Below are 14,202 nucleotides of genomic sequence, written 5' to 3' on the forward strand. Positions count from 1 at the left end.
ATAAGAAGCATTGGACCAACGTGGTTAATCGACCTCGTTAGCATTGGATCAAGAAGGAGTCTTGCATGAAAAAATCAACGACAGGCTTGCTCATCGGGTCGGCTTTGGTAGTAGGCCTTTCCGGGTGTGCCAGCTCTGCTTCCCAATCGTCAGGTCAAGCCAGCGCTAGCAGCGATCGCAGCTGGTATCAGCATCCGGCCGTTTGCGGTCTGGCTGGTGGTTTGATCGGTGGCGGTATCGGTTACGGCGTTAGCGGTCGTTCTGACGAAGAAAGCGGTGCCGCTACCGGCGCAGCCGCTGGTGCGGCTATCGGCGCTCTGCTGTGTGCCGACCGCACGCCCGAGCCGGTCGAGCCGCAGTGCCCGACTTACGGCGAAGTACCCGCTGGCGTTGCCACTGACGCGCAAGGCTGCCCGCTGGATTCCGATAACGACGGCGTACCGGACTACCGCGACCAGTGCCCGGGTACTCCGGCCGGCGTACAGGTTGACGCCGTAGGTTGCCCGCTGGATTCCGATAACGACGGCGTGCCGGACTACCGCGACCAGTGCCCGAACACTCCGGCCGGTGTCGAAGTCAACGCATTGGGCTGTGAAGAGAGCGTTGTACTGCAAAACGTTAACTTCGAGTTCGACTCTGCGCGCCTGACGCCTGGAGCCCAGCAGGTTCTGAACGGCGTTGCCGAGCGTCTGGTCAACAACCAGGGCGTTCGCGTTAGCATCGCTGGTCATACCGACTCTGTTGGTTCCGACCAGTACAACATGCAGCTGTCTCAGGAGCGCGCCGAGTCCGTGGCTCGTTACCTGAACCAGCGTGGCGTACCGGCCAGCGACATGCGCGCTGTGGGCTACGGTGAAGAGCGTCCGATCGCGACCAATGACACCGACGCAGGTCGTGCTCAGAACCGTCGTGTAGAACTGGACGAGTGGAACTAAGCCACTCGTGACGTAATGGATACTTAGGTATCCGTTGCCGATCCGAATCGCATTTGCGGTCAGGATCCAAATAAAGCGTCGGCTTCGGCCGGCGCTTTGCTTTTTGGCGTTGGCGCCAGCGTTTCGCCACATTTCTTTCCAATGGCGTTTCTTTCCCATTTCAAACTTGATCCATTCCTCTCAACGCCGCTTTAAGCTTGTTACCGGCGTTTACTGAACGATTTGTGACCCTTTCGTATACATTCCCGCGGCTGAATGTTAATGATAAATATTGTCATTTATTTTTTTAGTGGTACGCTATGTAACCACTGGACAGACGTAAATCGTTATTATGTTTAACGAATACAAGGCGTGGCAGCCCGGCTGTCGTTTAACCGCAATGGAGAAGTATCGTGCTGAAAAGGCCCTTCTTTAGCTCGCTGGGAGGCTGGAGCGTCTGCGTATTGGTGAGTACTCACGCGATCGCAAGCGATGAAGCTCTCGACCAGGCCGCACAGGGCGTCGAGGCCCAACAACAACAGTCGGCCCTTCAGCAACAAATCGATGCCGCTGATGAGCAGACGCGCACGGCCCTTGAAGAGCTCAGAGAGCTCGAGCGTGAAACCCGCTCGCTCAAAGCGTCGAATGCCGCTCTTGCCGCACGCTTGGCACAGGAGGCCGAGCGGCAGCAGACGCTGGGCAGTGCACTGGATACCGTTAGCGAAACGCGTGCAGCACTTCCCGTGATCGAGCAGGACATGACCGAGCAGCTCACGGCGTTCATCGAAAACGATCTTCCGTTTCTTCTCGACGAACGCCTTGCGCGTATAGAGAATCTTCAGGGGGCCAGTAGCGCCGAGCGCATCGAACAGCTCTTGGAAACCTGGCGGGTAGAGCTCGAGTACGGCCGCGCAATCGATCACTGGCGCGGTCGGCTGACGCTTGAAGAGGGGAGCGCTCGCGAGGTCGACTATTTGCGCGTCGGGCGTATTGGCTACTACTACCTGACGCCGGACGGGCGTGAAGGCGCGCTCTGGAACGCCGAGAGCGGCCAGTGGCAGCCACTGGGCGAGCACGGCCGGCGCGAAGTGCGAAACGCCCTGCGCATTGCCGACGATCAGCGCACACCCGAGCTTCTCTACCTCCCGCTATCGATCACCGCCGAGCAGGAAAACCCGTCATGAACGTATCAACACCAAAGCGCTGGCGTGCGCTGGGCGCCTTCGTTCTGGGCTGTCTGCTAGTGACACCGGCGCTTGCGCAAACGAGCCAGTTTTCATCGTTGAGCGAAGCGCGCGAGGCCGCCGAGGCGCGCGACCAGGCTCGACTGGAAGGCTTTTTGAACGACCAGCAGGCGCTCGAGCAGGCGCTGGCGGATGCCCGCGCCGCCAACGCCGACGCTCTGGCGCGCCGGGAAGCGCTAGCCGAGCAACAAGAAGCGCAAACCGAACGTGGCAACGCGCTCGCCAGCCGTCAGGGCGAGCAGGGCGAAGAGCTCTCTTCGCTGCTCTCGACGCTTGCGCGCCAAAGCGATGAAGTACGCAACGAGTTGGGCGCGCAAAGCCTTCTCACGCTGGGCGCTGCCGAGCTGCCTCCGCGACTGGACAGCGTGGACGTGCTGGAGCGCGCCCAGCTCGAACGCGTGGTCGACAGCCTCGCCAGGCTTAGCGTTGCCACGGGCCAGGCCGAGCGCGTGCGCTTGCCAGTGGCCGATGCCGGAGGCAACATCGAAGAGCGCGATGTCGTGCGGCTCGGTGATTTTGCCGCCTTCACCGACACGGCGCTTTTGCGCGTCAGTGAAGAGGACGGTTCGGTGTCGACGCTGCCGCGCACCCCAAGCGAAATCGAGCGTGTCCTGGGGGAGTATTATCGCGGCGACAGCCGTGAGTTTGCCATCGACCCGTCTCAGGGTAGCGTGCTCACGGCACTGACACAGCAGCCAAGTCTTTGGGAGCGCTTTCAGCAGGGTGGCTATGTGGGCTATGTGGTCGTCGTACTCGGGGTGATCGGGCTTTTAGTCGCACTGGCGCAATATCTCTATTTGTGGGTCGTCAGCGCTCGCGTCAATCGCCAGCGTCGCTCGCTCGATAACCTCAAGGATAACAACCCCCTGGGGCGCGTGCTGCATCGCTTCAAGGACATGGACAAGCACCAAACGCCCGAAGCGCTGGAAGCGCGTCTGGACGAGGCGGTATTGGCAGAGCTTCCGCGCATCGAGCGCGGCCAGCCGATGGTCAAGCTACTCGCCGCGATTGCGCCGCTGTTGGGGCTTTTGGGTACCGTGTCCGGCATGATCGTTACCTTCCAGGCGATCACCGTGTTCGGCACCGGCGACCCGCAGCTGATGGCCGGCGGTATCAGCCAAGCACTGGTGACCACGGTACTGGGGCTGGTGACGGCGGTACCGCTGTTGTTCGCACAAACTGCGCTCTCGAGCCGTAGCCGCTACCTGACCCAGGTCATCGAAGGCGAAGCCAGTGCTACGCTTGCCGATCATCTGGAAGCGCAGTCCGCCCATGATGGCAAAGTGGTGAGCTAAATGCCGACGCTTCCTCTCTGGCTCGAGCCCGTCGAGCGGCTGATCGAAGCGGGCGGGGTCGTACTGGTGGTGCTCGCCGTCGTCGCGATTGCGGTGTTTGCCATGGCGATCGAGCGCTGGTGGTACTACCGAGTCACGTGGCGGCGCGCCCGTCGGCAGCTGATCAAGCGCTGGACCGCGCGCGAGGATCATCGCAGCTGGAGCGCGCGCACGCTGCGCCAGGTCTGGTCCGATGCGCTGGTTCGCCGGCTGCGCCGACCCTTGCCCTGGCTCAAGCTACTCGTCGCACTCTGCCCATTGCTGGGGCTTTTGGGCACCGTCACCGGCATGATCTCGGTATTCGATAGCCTGACCTACAGCGACACCCAGCAGGCCCGCGCGATGGCCGATGGCGTGGCGCGGGCAACGCTCCCCACGCTGACGGGTATGGCCATTGCCGTTGTAGGACTTTTATTCATTAGTCGCCTGGAGCACGTGATCCGTCGCGAGGATCAGCGTCTTCACGATCGATTGGCGCGTGCCCTGGAGAGTAACGATGCGTAGACGTCATTCAGCCGATAGCGCCGCGGAAGGCGCCGATGTCAACCTGACGCCAATGCTCGACGTGGTGTTCATCATGTTGATTTTCTTCATTGTCACCACCAGCTTCATCAACGAAAGCGGCATCGAGATCGAGCGCCCAGAGTCGAGCTCGGCAAGCCCACGTCCGGATGCTCAGGTGTTGGTCGCGGTCACGCCGGAAGGCGCGGTTTGGGTCGATGGTCGCCCCGTGGACGTTCACAGTGTCGGTCGGGAAGTGGCGGGGCTCTTGAGCGCCGACGGCTCCGTCGTGATTCAGGCCGACCGCGACGCCACCACCGGGCTTCTCATCGAAGTCATGGATCGCCTTCAGCAGGCCGGAGTCGACCAGGTGGCGGTGGCCGCGAGCCGGGGCGCGCAATGATTCGTCGCCTGCTATCGCTTCTGGCGGGCGCGGCGCTGGCGGTCGGGCTTTTCTGGTGTCTGGCCCTTCTGGTCACGCCGCCGGATCAGCCTTTTGAGGAGCCTGAGATCACCATGAGCATGAACATGGTCGAAGCCCCCGAGATCGCGCCGGAGCCGGAATCACCGGCGCCGGCGGAGGCGCCGCCGCCCACCGCCGCCCAGCCGCCGCCCATGCCGACGCCGGAACCGCTGGCGAGTGCGGACAGCGCCATTGCGCTCCCGGAAGTGGAGCTTCCCGACGAGCCGGTCGAGCCCGTTGAGCTCGACAGTGACCTGCCGGAACTGACCGAAATCACGCCGGAGCCGGTGCCCGAGCCGACCCCCGAACCTGAACCCGAACCAACGCCGCAGCCCGCGCCTCAGCCGGCACCGACGCCATCGCCCCAGCCGGCGCCTTCACCTTCGCCGTCACCGACGCCGGCCCAGTCTGCGCCCGCACCCGCGCCGCAAGCGCCGGTTTCCAATGAGCCGGTGAGCGTCGGGCAGATCGCAGCAACCAGTAAAACGGACCCGGTCTACCCGAATCGTGCGCTGCGGCGCAATATGGAAGGGTTTGTCGAAGTGAGTTTCGTCATTCGTCGCGATGGCAGCGTGGATGCCGGCTCCATTCAAGTGATTAATGCGCAGCCGCGGCGCGTGTTCGAGGACTCCGCGCGAGATGCCATTGCCAGCTGGCAATTTCCACCCAGCCAGCAGCTGCGCCGCGCCACCCAGCGCATCGACTTTCAACTGAGGTAGCCATGAAACGTTTAGCGCTTTTACTGTTTAGCGGTTGGGTCGCAGCGGCCCAGGCCGACGCGCCGCTCTCTGGCGATATCATTCGTGACCTCAATGCGTTGCAGGGCTCGCTTGCCAGCGCCCAGGGCGAGCAGGCGCTCGAAAGTGTCGTCGAGCGCGCGCTTCGTCAGGCCGAGCGCCTTGAAAGCGGCAACCGTTCGGATCAGTGGGCGAGTGCGCTCTATTACCAGTTGGCGGCCGGCGCCCTGTCGCGCCAGGGCGATACCGGCGCCGCTGCCGACCGGCTTGCCAGCGCTCGGGCGCGCTCGAGCGTCGGCGGCGAGCAGGCCCGCCGCTGGCTTCGCGAAGAAGCGCAGCTACGCCGCGCCGCTGGGCAGCGTACTCGAGCGATTACGCTTTACCAGCAGTGGCTAGAAAACGGCAGCGACGCCGACATGAGTTGGCAACTGGTGCGACTACTGGCCGACGATGACCAGTGGGACGCCGCCGCCGAACGCCTCTCGTCGCTTCTGGAGCAGAGCGAACCAACAACCGAGGCTCGCCAGGCGCTGGCTTTGAACGTCATGCGCCGCGCCGGCCAGGGCGAGCAGGCGCTTGGCTGGCTGCTCGAGGGCCTGGATGAGGAGAGTAGCAGCGACGAGTGGCGCCAGGCCGCCGGGCTTGCTCAGCAGGCGGGGCAGGCGGATGTAGCCGCCGGGCTTTGGGAAACTGCGTGGCAGCTGGGAAAATTCGAAAGCGACGAAGATTTCGAGACGCTGATCCAGCTTCATTTTGCCGGGGGCACGCCCGCCCGAGCCGCCGAGCACCTCCAGGCGGCGCTTGACGGCGAGCGCCTGGCGCGCAGCGAGGCTACCCTTCGCCGTGTGGCTGCGGCCTGGAGTCGGGCGAAAGATCGTGAGCGGGCGCTCGATGCATGGCAGGCGCTTGCCGAGCTAAGCGGTAAAGCCGAACACTGGCGCCGCTATGGCCAGCTCGCCTACGCCTGGAACGATGAGGCCCGCGCCGAGCGCGCCTGGCAACAGGCCCAGGCGCTTGGCGACGAAGAGGTCGATGCCTGGCTTGCAAGCTTGCACTAAACGCGCCCGAGCAACGCCTGACACTGTCAGGGGGCGAGCGTGAGCGCGAAATCGCTCCAGGTCGGGGCGTGATCTGAAGGGCGCTCCATGGCGCGCAGGTCGTAATCGATACCGGCGCCGCTCGCCTTATCACGAAGGGCTTTCGTGGTCAGAATGTAGTCGATCCGCAGCCCGCGTTTGGGCTCACGGTCGAAGCCTTTCGAACGGTAGTCGAACCAGCTAAAACGCTCGTCATCATCCGGGTGACAGACGCGATAGCTGTCCGTCAATCCCCAGGCCTTGATGCCTTCGAGCCACTCGCGCTCGATCGGCTGAAAGCTGGTTTTGCCCTCGCGCAGCCAACGCTTGCGAGCCGGCTCACCGATACCGATGTCCTGATCTTCAGGAGAGATATTGAAGTCGCCCATGATGGCCAGGCGCTCGGTTGGTTGGTGGCGCGTGTCGAGCAGGCGTGAAAGCTGCTGGTAGAAGCGCTCCTTGTGGGGAAACTTGGTCGGGTGCGACACGTTTTCCCCCTGGGGGAAGTAGCCGTTGTAGATCGTGACCGGCTCACCGTCTTCGCAGGCGAGCGTAACGCCGATCATTCGCCGCTGGGCGTCTTCCTCATCATCGGGGAAGCCGTAGACCACGGACTGTGGCTTCTGGCGAGTGAGCATGGCCACGCCGTAGTGCCCTTTTTGGCCGTAATAGACGACGTGGTAACCCATCGCCTCGACATCCTTGATCGGAAACTCGCTATCCTGCACCTTGGTTTCCTGCAGACCGATGATGTCCGGGGCCTGGATGTCGATCAGCGCTTGAAGCTGATGCAGGCGGGCGCGGATACCGTTGATATTGAACGAGACCAGACGCATCAGGCGTTGTCTCCCGGCGCAGGGTCGTGCTTTCGCTCGGGATGGATCTCGATGGATTGGCCGCTTTGCTCGCGGGCGAGCTTGCGTACCGCCTGGAGTTTGCGCTGCTGCTGCTTTTTAGCCACGAAACGCCGCGAGGGTGCGACCTGATCCGGGTTCTCCTTGCGCCACTTTTTATAGTCCTTGCGCCGGCCGGTACGAATGGTGACCTTGTCCGCCAGCGAACGGGTTTTTTTCTTACGCGTCATGTCGCGCTCCTTGATCGATTTGATCGCCATTCTAACAGGCAAGCGTTTCGGGCACACCGGGCACCGCTCTAATTGGCGCGCCCTGTGATACACTATGCGCGTCGTGATGCCAACATCCACCGTAATGGACAGATAGAAAGCCTATGAGCGAGTCGGAACAGACCACAGCATCGGCCCAGAACCGCAAGCCCAAACGTCGTCGCCGTAAGCCGCGCCGCCGTCAATCCGGCTGGGATTTACGCCAGTTTCAGGTGCCCGCCGTGGCCGGCAAGTGGCGCTTTCATGACTTCGATTTGCCGCTGCCCTTGATGCGCGCCATCCACGCCCAGGGGTTCGAGTACTGCACTCCCATCCAGGCCGAGGCGCTGCGCCAGACGCTTCTGGGCGGCGATATCGTCGGCAAGGCCCAGACCGGTACCGGCAAGACCGCCGCGTTCTTGATGTCGGTGCTCGCCTACTTTCTGGAAGAGCCGGCACCGAACGGGCAAAAGCCCGGCGCGCCCAGGGCGCTGATCATCGCGCCTACCCGGGAGCTTGCGCTGCAGATCGAGAAGGACGCCAAAGCGCTTTCGCGCTTCACCGATCTTGCCGTTGCCAGCGTCGTAGGCGGTATGGAGTATCAGGCCCAGCGCGAAGCGTTGACCAAAAACGTCGACATTCTCGTGGCCACGCCCGGTCGGCTTTTGGACTTTCATCAAAAGCGTGATATCGATCTCTCCGAGGTCGAGGTATTGGTGCTCGACGAGGCCGATCGCATGCTCTCGATGGGTTTCATCCCCGACGTCAAGCGCATCATCCGCTACACGCCAAAGAAAGAGGAGCGGCAGACGTTCCTGTTCTCGGCCACCTTCACCGACGATATCCTGAACCTTGCCAGTCAGTGGACGCAGACCCCGGCCCACGTCGAGATCGAGGTCACCGTCGAGAACCAGGCCGACATCGATCAGCGTGTCTACCTCGTCTCCGACGATGACAAGCAGCGTCTGCTGGTCAAGCTTTTGGAGCAGGAGAGCTTCGAGCGCGTGATGGTGTTCGGCAACCGCCGGGATCTGGTGCGCAAGCTCGATAGCGCGCTGAGAAAGGCGGGTGTGAGCGTGGCGATGCTCTCTGGTGACGTGCCCCAGGGCCAGCGGATCCAGACCCTCGAGGAGTTTCGTGAAGGCGCGATCCAGGTGCTGGTTGCCACCGACGTTGCCGGTCGCGGTATCCACATCGAAGACGTCAGCCACGTGATCAACTATACGCTGCCGGAAGACCCGGAGGACTACGTTCACCGGATCGGCCGCACCGGTCGCGCCGGTGCCAAGGGCGTGTCGATCAGCTTCGTGGGTGAAGAGGATGCGTTCTCGCTGCCGGAAATCGAGCGCTATATCAATGACAAGCTGCCCTGCGAGCATCCGCCGGAAGGCATGCTTTAAACGCGATGCTGGACAACGAGCTCAAGGCGAGCATCCAAACGGCGTATCGTCAGGTGGTCGAGGAGCTGTCGCTGACGCCACGCTACGGTCAGCGGCTGATGATCGCCGAAATCGCCCGCACGCTGGGCGATATCGAAGTCGATGGTGAAGGCAAGCGCGTCAGCGACCAGCACGTTTGCGTGCTGGAAGCGGGCACCGGTACCGGCAAGACGCTCGCTTATTTGATTTCGGCGCTGCCGGTGGCCAAGGCCCGCGGTAAGCGCCTGATCGTCTCGACCGCCACGGTCGCCCTTCAGGAACAGGTGCTCAACCAGGATCTGCCGGCGCTCTCCCGCCACAGCGGGCTAACGTTCAAGTACGCTCTGGCCAAGGGGCGGGGGCGCTATGTCTGCGTGGCGCGCCTGGATCAGGCGTTGGAAGGCGTTGAACCCAACCCGACCCATTCGCTGTTCGAGCAGTCGCTGGCCGAGCAGGGCAGCGAGTTTACCGTGCTGGCCACCGACATGGCCGAAGCCTACGGCAGCGGCACCTGGGAGGGCGACCGCGACAACTGGCCTGAGTCGATCGACGATAGCCACTGGCGGCGCTTGACCGTCGATCATCGCCAGTGCACCGGTCGGCGCTGCGGTCACTTTGGTGCCTGCGCTTTTTTCCGCTCAAGGCGCGAACTCGAAAACGCCGATATCATCGTCGCCAATCACGACCTGGTGCTCGCGGATCTGGCGCTCGGCGGGGGGGCGATACTGCCGGACCCGGCGGAGTGCATTTTCGTGTTCGATGAAGGTCACCACCTGCCGGACAAGGCGCTTTCCCACTTTGCCCACCGCTTTGCGGTCAACGCCTGCCTGCGCTGGCTGGGTACGCTGAAATCGAGCCTTGGCGAGCTGAACACGGGCCTTGGTGGTCAGCCTACCATTGCTCGGCTTCTGGCAGGGCTTCCCGAGCTCTTGCGCGGGCTCGAGCCGGCGCTGGGCGATGTGTTCAGCCTGGGCCACCAGCTCGCCGGACGCGACCGGGGACTAACGGACGATGAGTCTCTGCACCAGTTTCGCTTCGAGAAGGGGCAGCTGCCCGAGGCGCTCAGAGAACAGGCGAGCCAGTTGGTTACTCAGTTCGCGACCCTTTCGCGGGCGCTCGAGAGCATCAGCGATATTCTGCGTGAAACCCTGGACCCGGATAAGCAAACCGGTCTTGAGCGCGAGCAGGCCGAAAGCTGGCTGCCGCTGGTGGCGCTGCTGCACGGGCGAAGCCTGGACGCCCACGCGCTGTGGCAAAGCATGAGTGAGCAGGACCCGCCCAACGCGGCGCCAAGCGCGCGCTGGGTCACCCTGAGCCGCGCCGGCGGCGAGCCGGAGATCGAGTTCTCGGCAAGCCCGGTATCCGCGGCGCATACGCTGGCCAAACACCTCTGGGGGCGCTGCCACGGTGCGGTGGTGACCTCGGCCACATTAACCGCGCTTGGGCGCTTCGAGCGCCTTCAGGAGCGGGCGGGGCTGGCTAACCGCTACCGTTATCAGGCGCTGCCAAGCCCTTTCGACTACGCCAACGCGGTGCTGAGAGTGCCGCCAGAGGCGGTGGATCCGGGCGACCGTGACGCTCACGAGCGTGCTATCGTCACCTTCGTCGACTCGCTCGATGAACGTGAGGCGGTGCTGGTGCTGTTCTCGTCGCGCGCTCAGCTCAGAGCGGTCGAGAAGGCGCTGACGGAAAAGGCCCGCGAGCGGGTGCTGGCTCAGGACGCGCTGCCCAAGCGCGAGCTGATCGAACGCCATCGCGCCGCGGTGGATCGGCGCGAGGGCAGCATCATCTTTGGTTTGGCAAGCTTTGCCGAGGGCATCGATCTGCCCGGCCACTATCTGACGCACGTGGTCATTACCAGGCTGCCTTTCGCGGTGCCGGACGACCCCGTAGGGGCAACGCTTGCCGAGTGGATCGAAAGCCAGGGCGGTAATCCATTCATGCGTATCAGCGTGCCGGACGCCTCGATCAAGCTGGTTCAGGCCTGTGGCCGGCTGATTCGAAAGGAGAGCGATCAGGGCGTGATTACGCTGTTGGACCGGCGAGTCATTACGCGCCGCTACGGCCAGGCGCTACTGGACGCGCTGCCGCCGTTTCGCCGCGAGATCAGCGCTTGAGGCCAAGGCATAAGGTTTGGCGTCGGGTTTGAAGATGAAAGCCGCACAAAAAAAACGCCCCGCGACTGCTCGCGGGGCGTTTTTTGTGGTCTCGTATCAATGTGCTATTTACGTTTGGCAAGCACCGGGGCGAGCTGGTCGTTCATTTTTCTGAACGCCTCTACGGTGGTATCCCAATCGATGCAGGCGTCGGTGATCGACACGCCGTAGGTGAGCTGGCTGGTATCCGCCGTGAGCTTTTGGTTACCCCAGCCCAGGTTGGATTCGACCATCAGGCCCATGATCGAGGTATTGCCCTCGAGAATCTGATGGGTGACGTTTTCCAGTACCAGCGGCTGCAGCGCGGCATCCTTGTTGGAGTTGGCGTGAGAGCAGTCGATCATGATATTGGCGGAGAGCTTCGCCTTGGCCAGCTCCTTTTCGGCAAGCGCGACGCTGACGCTATCGTAGTTGGGTTTGCCGTTGCCGCCGCGCAGCACCACGTGGCCATAGGCGTTGCCGCGGGTGCGAATGATCGATACCTGGCCTGCCTGGTTGATACCGAGGAAGTTGTGCGGGTTGGCCACCGACTCGAGCGCGTTCATGGCGACGTCCAGGCTTCCGTCGGTACCGTTTTTGAAGCCAACCGGGCAGGAGAGGCCAGAGGCCATCTCGCGATGCGTCTGCGACTCGGTGGTGCGCGCGCCGATCGCCGACCAGCTGATGCAGTCCTGCAGATACTGCGGCGAAATCGGATCCAGTGCCTCGGTGGCCAGCGGTAGGCCGAGTTCGGCAAGCTCCACCAGCAGTTTGCGCGCGATGTGAAGCCCTTCATCGATCTCAAAGGAGTCGTTCAGGTGCGGGTCGTTGATCAATCCCTTCCAGCCGACCGTGGTACGTGGCTTCTCGAAGTAGACGCGCATGACGATATAGAGCGAATCACTGACCTCATCGGCGAGGGCACGAAGCTTTTTGGCGTAATCGATCGCGGCATCCACGTCGTGAATCGAGCAGGGGCCCACGACCATGAGAAGGCGCGGATCCTTGCCATCCAGAATGTTCTGGATGACCCGACGGCCCTCGATGACGGTCTGCTCGGCTTTTTCGGTCAATGGGACGGCGGTTTTCAACGCGTCCGGCGTCGTCAAGACATCCTGAGCCAGAACGTTTAAGTTACTCACTTGTTGATCGGACATGGTGCTTCCTGTACGTGGCAGCCTGGGTAAAATTGGGCACTACTATGGCGCGTTAAGAGAGTAAAAATCAATTGTTACGGAACCCGGTGTTAACCGATAGTGTCTGCTCATGGATTTGATACGCGCGGCAATGTGCTTGATGCACGGCAGATAACGCGTAACACTACGTACATGGAGTACGTGCATGGAGTACGTGCAAGGAGCGCTAACGCCTCTATCGCCTATCAGGTAGGCGGTCACGCAAAAAAGTCCGACGCTAGTGTCGGCAAGGCCGGGCCGCGCTCGATACGGGCCACTGTTCCAGTCGTTCGGCGGGCCGGTTTATAAACCGCTCCGTATGAGTGACGTCCTTGGCCAATCAGTTTATTTACGGTCAATGATTTATTTAATTTGCCCAAGGGACGCTATGTTGCATGCTGTTAAAGCCCGCCTCGGAGGGCGAAGGGTATCAAGGATCGGCGTTAAGCGTTCGAGCCGGGGGAGAGTGTGAATGAGCACTCGTGAAACGGATCAGCAGCTGGTTGAACGTGCCCAAAAAGGTGATTTACGCGCTTTTGATCTGCTTGTGAAAAAATATCAGCACAAGATAATCGGACTGATCGGTCGCTACGTTCACGATCATGCCGAGGTTCAGGATGTCGCTCAGGAAGCGTTCATCAAGGCGTACCGGGCGCTTGGCAAATTTCGTTCGGAAAGCGCTTTCTATACGTGGATGTACCGTATCGCGATCAACACGGCAAAAAACCATCTCGTTTCGCGCGGACGCCGCCCACCAGGCAGTGATCTGGATATCGTCGATGCCGAGATGCTCGACCAGAGCGGCCGGCTAGCGGACAGTGAGTCTCCTGAAGCCTCGATTGCGCGGGACCAGCTCGAGGCGGCAGTGTTCGAGGCAATCGAGCGCCTGCCGGACGATCTGCGTACCGCCATTACGCTTCGCGAGCTTGATGGACTTGCCTACGAAGATATCGCCCAAGTCATGCAGTGTCCGGTGGGCACGGTGCGTTCGCGCATTTTTCGGGCGCGCGAAGCGGTAGATGAACATATTCGGCCGCTGGTCAGCACCTCACGCAATAGCCGCGATGAGTAAACGCCAGATGGCGCGGGCCGCGAGAAAATCCCATAAGCAATTTCACTTTTTTGTGAACTGTCAGCGGTCAACGACGTCATAGTGCGTGACCAGATTAACCAGCAAGTAAACAGCAAGTATGGCGCGCCGTCAGATCAATCAAGTGATTGGTAATGCCTTGATGGGGCGCGCCAAACTCAAGTGTTGGCCTGTGAATACGCTCGCGGCCATACCGACAACCGTGGCTCGAGACGTTTTTAAACACAGCGTGAGGGTGTAAGTATGAGTTTGAATACACGAGAATCACTATCGGCATTGATGGATGGCGAAAGCGAAGAGCTGGAGCTTCGCCGCGTGCTCAAGTCACTGCCCGAAGAAGCAGGCGCTGCCGAGTCCTGGCGCCGCTACCACTTGGCTCGCAGTATGATGCAGCGCGAGCGCTCGGTTGATGTGAGCCTTGACCTCTCCGCCGGTATCATGGCCCGGCTTGAAAACGAGCCGGCGCCGCAGCTCGATGCACAGCAAGACACGTCGAGCATTGGCTCGCTTGCCAAACCCGGTCGCGTCTCGTTTGCCCGTGGGGCGAGCGTTGCCGCTGCGGTATCGCTGATGGTCGTCACTGGGGTGCAGTTTTTGAACAGTGACGGCAGCGTTTCAACCGCCACTCAAGGAGGCAGCGACTTGGCCGCGGTGTCTTCGAACGCTGGCGCTCAAGTGCAGCCGGCAAGCTTGGGCGGTACCAATGCGGTGGCGTCTTCTGACGTTCCCATGTTCGAGCCAACCGCGTTTCGTGTGAACGGCCAGGCCGGTCGCAGCGGCTTGATGAACGTAAGCGAATCATTTGGCGCCTCGACGCCGGCGGTGTCCAACGCGGCTCAGACGTTTTCTGCGCCCACGAGCGCCATTGACGCCGATCAAATCAACCTGCTCCAGTCCTACCTCGAGCAGCACGCGCAGGGCGCCGCCGCAGGCAGTGGCGATAGCTGGATGCCGCTCATGCGCTCATCCTCTATCGTCGAGCCGCTTGGTCAGCGCTAATCGGCTGGCGCGAC

The 14,202-nt window shown here is 61.9% G+C and carries 14 protein-coding genes; 11 read left to right on the plus strand and 3 right to left on the minus strand.

What is annotated here, in order from left to right; genetic code table 11:
- Positions 1-65: 65 nt before the first annotated feature.
- The 7 genes from OCT39_RS07850 to OCT39_RS07880 all read left to right on the plus strand — a co-directional run bounded on the left by OCT39_RS07850 (position 66) and on the right by OCT39_RS07880 (position 6,251).
- Positions 66-935: an OmpA family protein gene (locus tag OCT39_RS07850; RefSeq protein WP_263587094.1), complete on the plus strand. Its 870-nt coding sequence runs from the start codon at positions 66-68 to the stop codon at positions 933-935.
- Between the two features lie 392 nt (positions 936-1,327).
- The gene (locus OCT39_RS07855) at positions 1,328-2,098 is read left to right on the plus strand and encodes a DUF3450 domain-containing protein (protein ID WP_263587095.1); all 771 of its coding nucleotides are present in this window, start codon (positions 1,328-1,330) and stop codon (positions 2,096-2,098) included.
- The gene (locus OCT39_RS07860; protein ID WP_263587096.1) at positions 2,095-3,453 is read left to right on the plus strand and encodes a MotA/TolQ/ExbB proton channel family protein; all 1,359 of its coding nucleotides are present in this window, start codon (positions 2,095-2,097) and stop codon (positions 3,451-3,453) included. The genes OCT39_RS07855 and OCT39_RS07860 overlap by 4 nt, the downstream gene beginning before the upstream one ends.
- Positions 3,454-3,996, plus strand: a complete 543-nt coding sequence (locus OCT39_RS07865) for a MotA/TolQ/ExbB proton channel family protein (RefSeq protein ID WP_263587097.1) — start codon at positions 3,454-3,456, stop codon at positions 3,994-3,996.
- Positions 3,989-4,396 (plus strand): ExbD/TolR family protein, encoded by a 408-nt coding sequence (locus OCT39_RS07870; protein WP_263587098.1) that lies wholly within the window; start codon positions 3,989-3,991, stop codon positions 4,394-4,396. The genes OCT39_RS07865 and OCT39_RS07870 overlap by 8 nt, the downstream gene beginning before the upstream one ends.
- Positions 4,393-5,175 carry an energy transducer TonB gene (locus OCT39_RS07875; protein ID WP_263587099.1) on the plus strand — a complete coding sequence of 261 codons (783 nt, stop codon included), beginning with the start codon at positions 4,393-4,395 and terminating at the stop codon, positions 5,173-5,175. The genes OCT39_RS07870 and OCT39_RS07875 overlap by 4 nt, the downstream gene beginning before the upstream one ends.
- A 2-nt stretch (positions 5,176-5,177) precedes the next feature.
- Positions 5,178-6,251 carry a hypothetical protein gene (locus tag OCT39_RS07880; protein WP_263587100.1) on the plus strand — a complete coding sequence of 358 codons (1,074 nt, stop codon included), beginning with the start codon at positions 5,178-5,180 and terminating at the stop codon, positions 6,249-6,251.
- Between the two features lie 26 nt (positions 6,252-6,277).
- On the opposite strand, the gene xthA is transcribed toward OCT39_RS07880, so the two are convergent.
- Positions 6,278-7,105: an exodeoxyribonuclease III gene (gene xthA, locus OCT39_RS07885; RefSeq protein WP_263587101.1), complete on the minus strand. Its 828-nt coding sequence runs from the start codon at positions 7,103-7,105 to the stop codon at positions 6,278-6,280.
- Positions 7,105-7,353, minus strand: a complete 249-nt coding sequence (locus tag OCT39_RS07890) for a hypothetical protein (RefSeq protein WP_263587102.1) — start codon at positions 7,351-7,353, stop codon at positions 7,105-7,107. The genes xthA and OCT39_RS07890 overlap by 1 nt, the downstream gene beginning before the upstream one ends.
- A 143-nt stretch (positions 7,354-7,496) precedes the next feature.
- Between OCT39_RS07890 and OCT39_RS07895 the strand changes: the two genes are divergently transcribed.
- Together OCT39_RS07895 and dinG are read left to right on the plus strand one after the other, a co-directional pair.
- Positions 7,497-8,771: a DEAD/DEAH box helicase gene (locus tag OCT39_RS07895; protein ID WP_263587103.1), complete on the plus strand. Its 1,275-nt coding sequence runs from the start codon at positions 7,497-7,499 to the stop codon at positions 8,769-8,771.
- Between the two features lie 5 nt (positions 8,772-8,776).
- On the plus strand, positions 8,777-10,906 hold the full coding sequence (gene dinG, locus OCT39_RS07900; protein ID WP_263587104.1) for an ATP-dependent DNA helicase DinG: 2,130 nt from the start codon (positions 8,777-8,779) through the stop codon (positions 10,904-10,906).
- Positions 10,907-11,010: 104 nt separating this feature from the next.
- On the opposite strand, the gene OCT39_RS07905 is transcribed toward dinG, so the two are convergent.
- Positions 11,011-12,081: a 3-deoxy-7-phosphoheptulonate synthase gene (locus OCT39_RS07905; protein ID WP_263587105.1), complete on the minus strand. Its 1,071-nt coding sequence runs from the start codon at positions 12,079-12,081 to the stop codon at positions 11,011-11,013.
- Between the two features lie 490 nt (positions 12,082-12,571).
- On the opposite strand from OCT39_RS07905, the gene rpoE reads away from it, so the two are divergent.
- Both rpoE and OCT39_RS07915 read left to right on the plus strand, forming a co-directional pair.
- On the plus strand, positions 12,572-13,171 hold the full coding sequence (rpoE, locus tag OCT39_RS07910; protein ID WP_263587106.1) for an RNA polymerase sigma factor RpoE: 600 nt from the start codon (positions 12,572-12,574) through the stop codon (positions 13,169-13,171).
- Positions 13,172-13,432: 261 nt separating this feature from the next.
- Entirely contained in the window at positions 13,433-14,188 is a 756-nt protein-coding gene (locus tag OCT39_RS07915; protein WP_263587107.1) for a sigma-E factor negative regulatory protein, read from the plus strand.
- Positions 14,189-14,202: the final 14 nt, after the last annotated feature.

Source organism: Halomonas sp. GD1P12 (assembly GCF_025725645.1).
In the GTDB taxonomy this organism is placed as follows: Bacteria; Pseudomonadota; Gammaproteobacteria; order Pseudomonadales; family Halomonadaceae; genus Vreelandella.

What these genes read in the sequence shown, in the direction of transcription:
- OCT39_RS07850 (WP_263587094.1), top strand. Translation starts at nt 66, where the DNA reads ATGAAAAAATCAACGACAGGCTTGCTCATCGGGTCGGCTTTGGTAGTA.
- OCT39_RS07860 (WP_263587096.1), top strand. Translation starts at nt 2,095, where the DNA reads ATGAACGTATCAACACCAAAGCGCTGGCGTGCGCTGGGCGCCTTCGTT.
- OCT39_RS07865 (WP_263587097.1), top strand. Translation starts at nt 3,454, where the DNA reads ATGCCGACGCTTCCTCTCTGGCTCGAGCCCGTCGAGCGGCTGATCGAA.
- OCT39_RS07870 (WP_263587098.1), top strand. Translation starts at nt 3,989, where the DNA reads ATGCGTAGACGTCATTCAGCCGATAGCGCCGCGGAAGGCGCCGATGTC.
- OCT39_RS07875 (WP_263587099.1), top strand. Translation starts at nt 4,393, where the DNA reads ATGATTCGTCGCCTGCTATCGCTTCTGGCGGGCGCGGCGCTGGCGGTC.
- OCT39_RS07880 (WP_263587100.1), top strand. Translation starts at nt 5,178, where the DNA reads ATGAAACGTTTAGCGCTTTTACTGTTTAGCGGTTGGGTCGCAGCGGCC.
- xthA (WP_263587101.1), bottom strand. Translation starts at nt 7,105, where the DNA reads ATGCGTCTGGTCTCGTTCAATATCAACGGTATCCGCGCCCGCCTGCAT.
- OCT39_RS07890 (WP_263587102.1), bottom strand. Translation starts at nt 7,353, where the DNA reads ATGACGCGTAAGAAAAAAACCCGTTCGCTGGCGGACAAGGTCACCATT.
- OCT39_RS07895 (WP_263587103.1), top strand. Translation starts at nt 7,497, where the DNA reads ATGAGCGAGTCGGAACAGACCACAGCATCGGCCCAGAACCGCAAGCCC.
- dinG (WP_263587104.1), top strand. Translation starts at nt 8,777, where the DNA reads ATGCTGGACAACGAGCTCAAGGCGAGCATCCAAACGGCGTATCGTCAG.
- OCT39_RS07905 (WP_263587105.1), bottom strand. Translation starts at nt 12,081, where the DNA reads ATGTCCGATCAACAAGTGAGTAACTTAAACGTTCTGGCTCAGGATGTC.
- rpoE (WP_263587106.1), top strand. Translation starts at nt 12,572, where the DNA reads ATGAGCACTCGTGAAACGGATCAGCAGCTGGTTGAACGTGCCCAAAAA.
- OCT39_RS07915 (WP_263587107.1), top strand. Translation starts at nt 13,433, where the DNA reads ATGAGTTTGAATACACGAGAATCACTATCGGCATTGATGGATGGCGAA.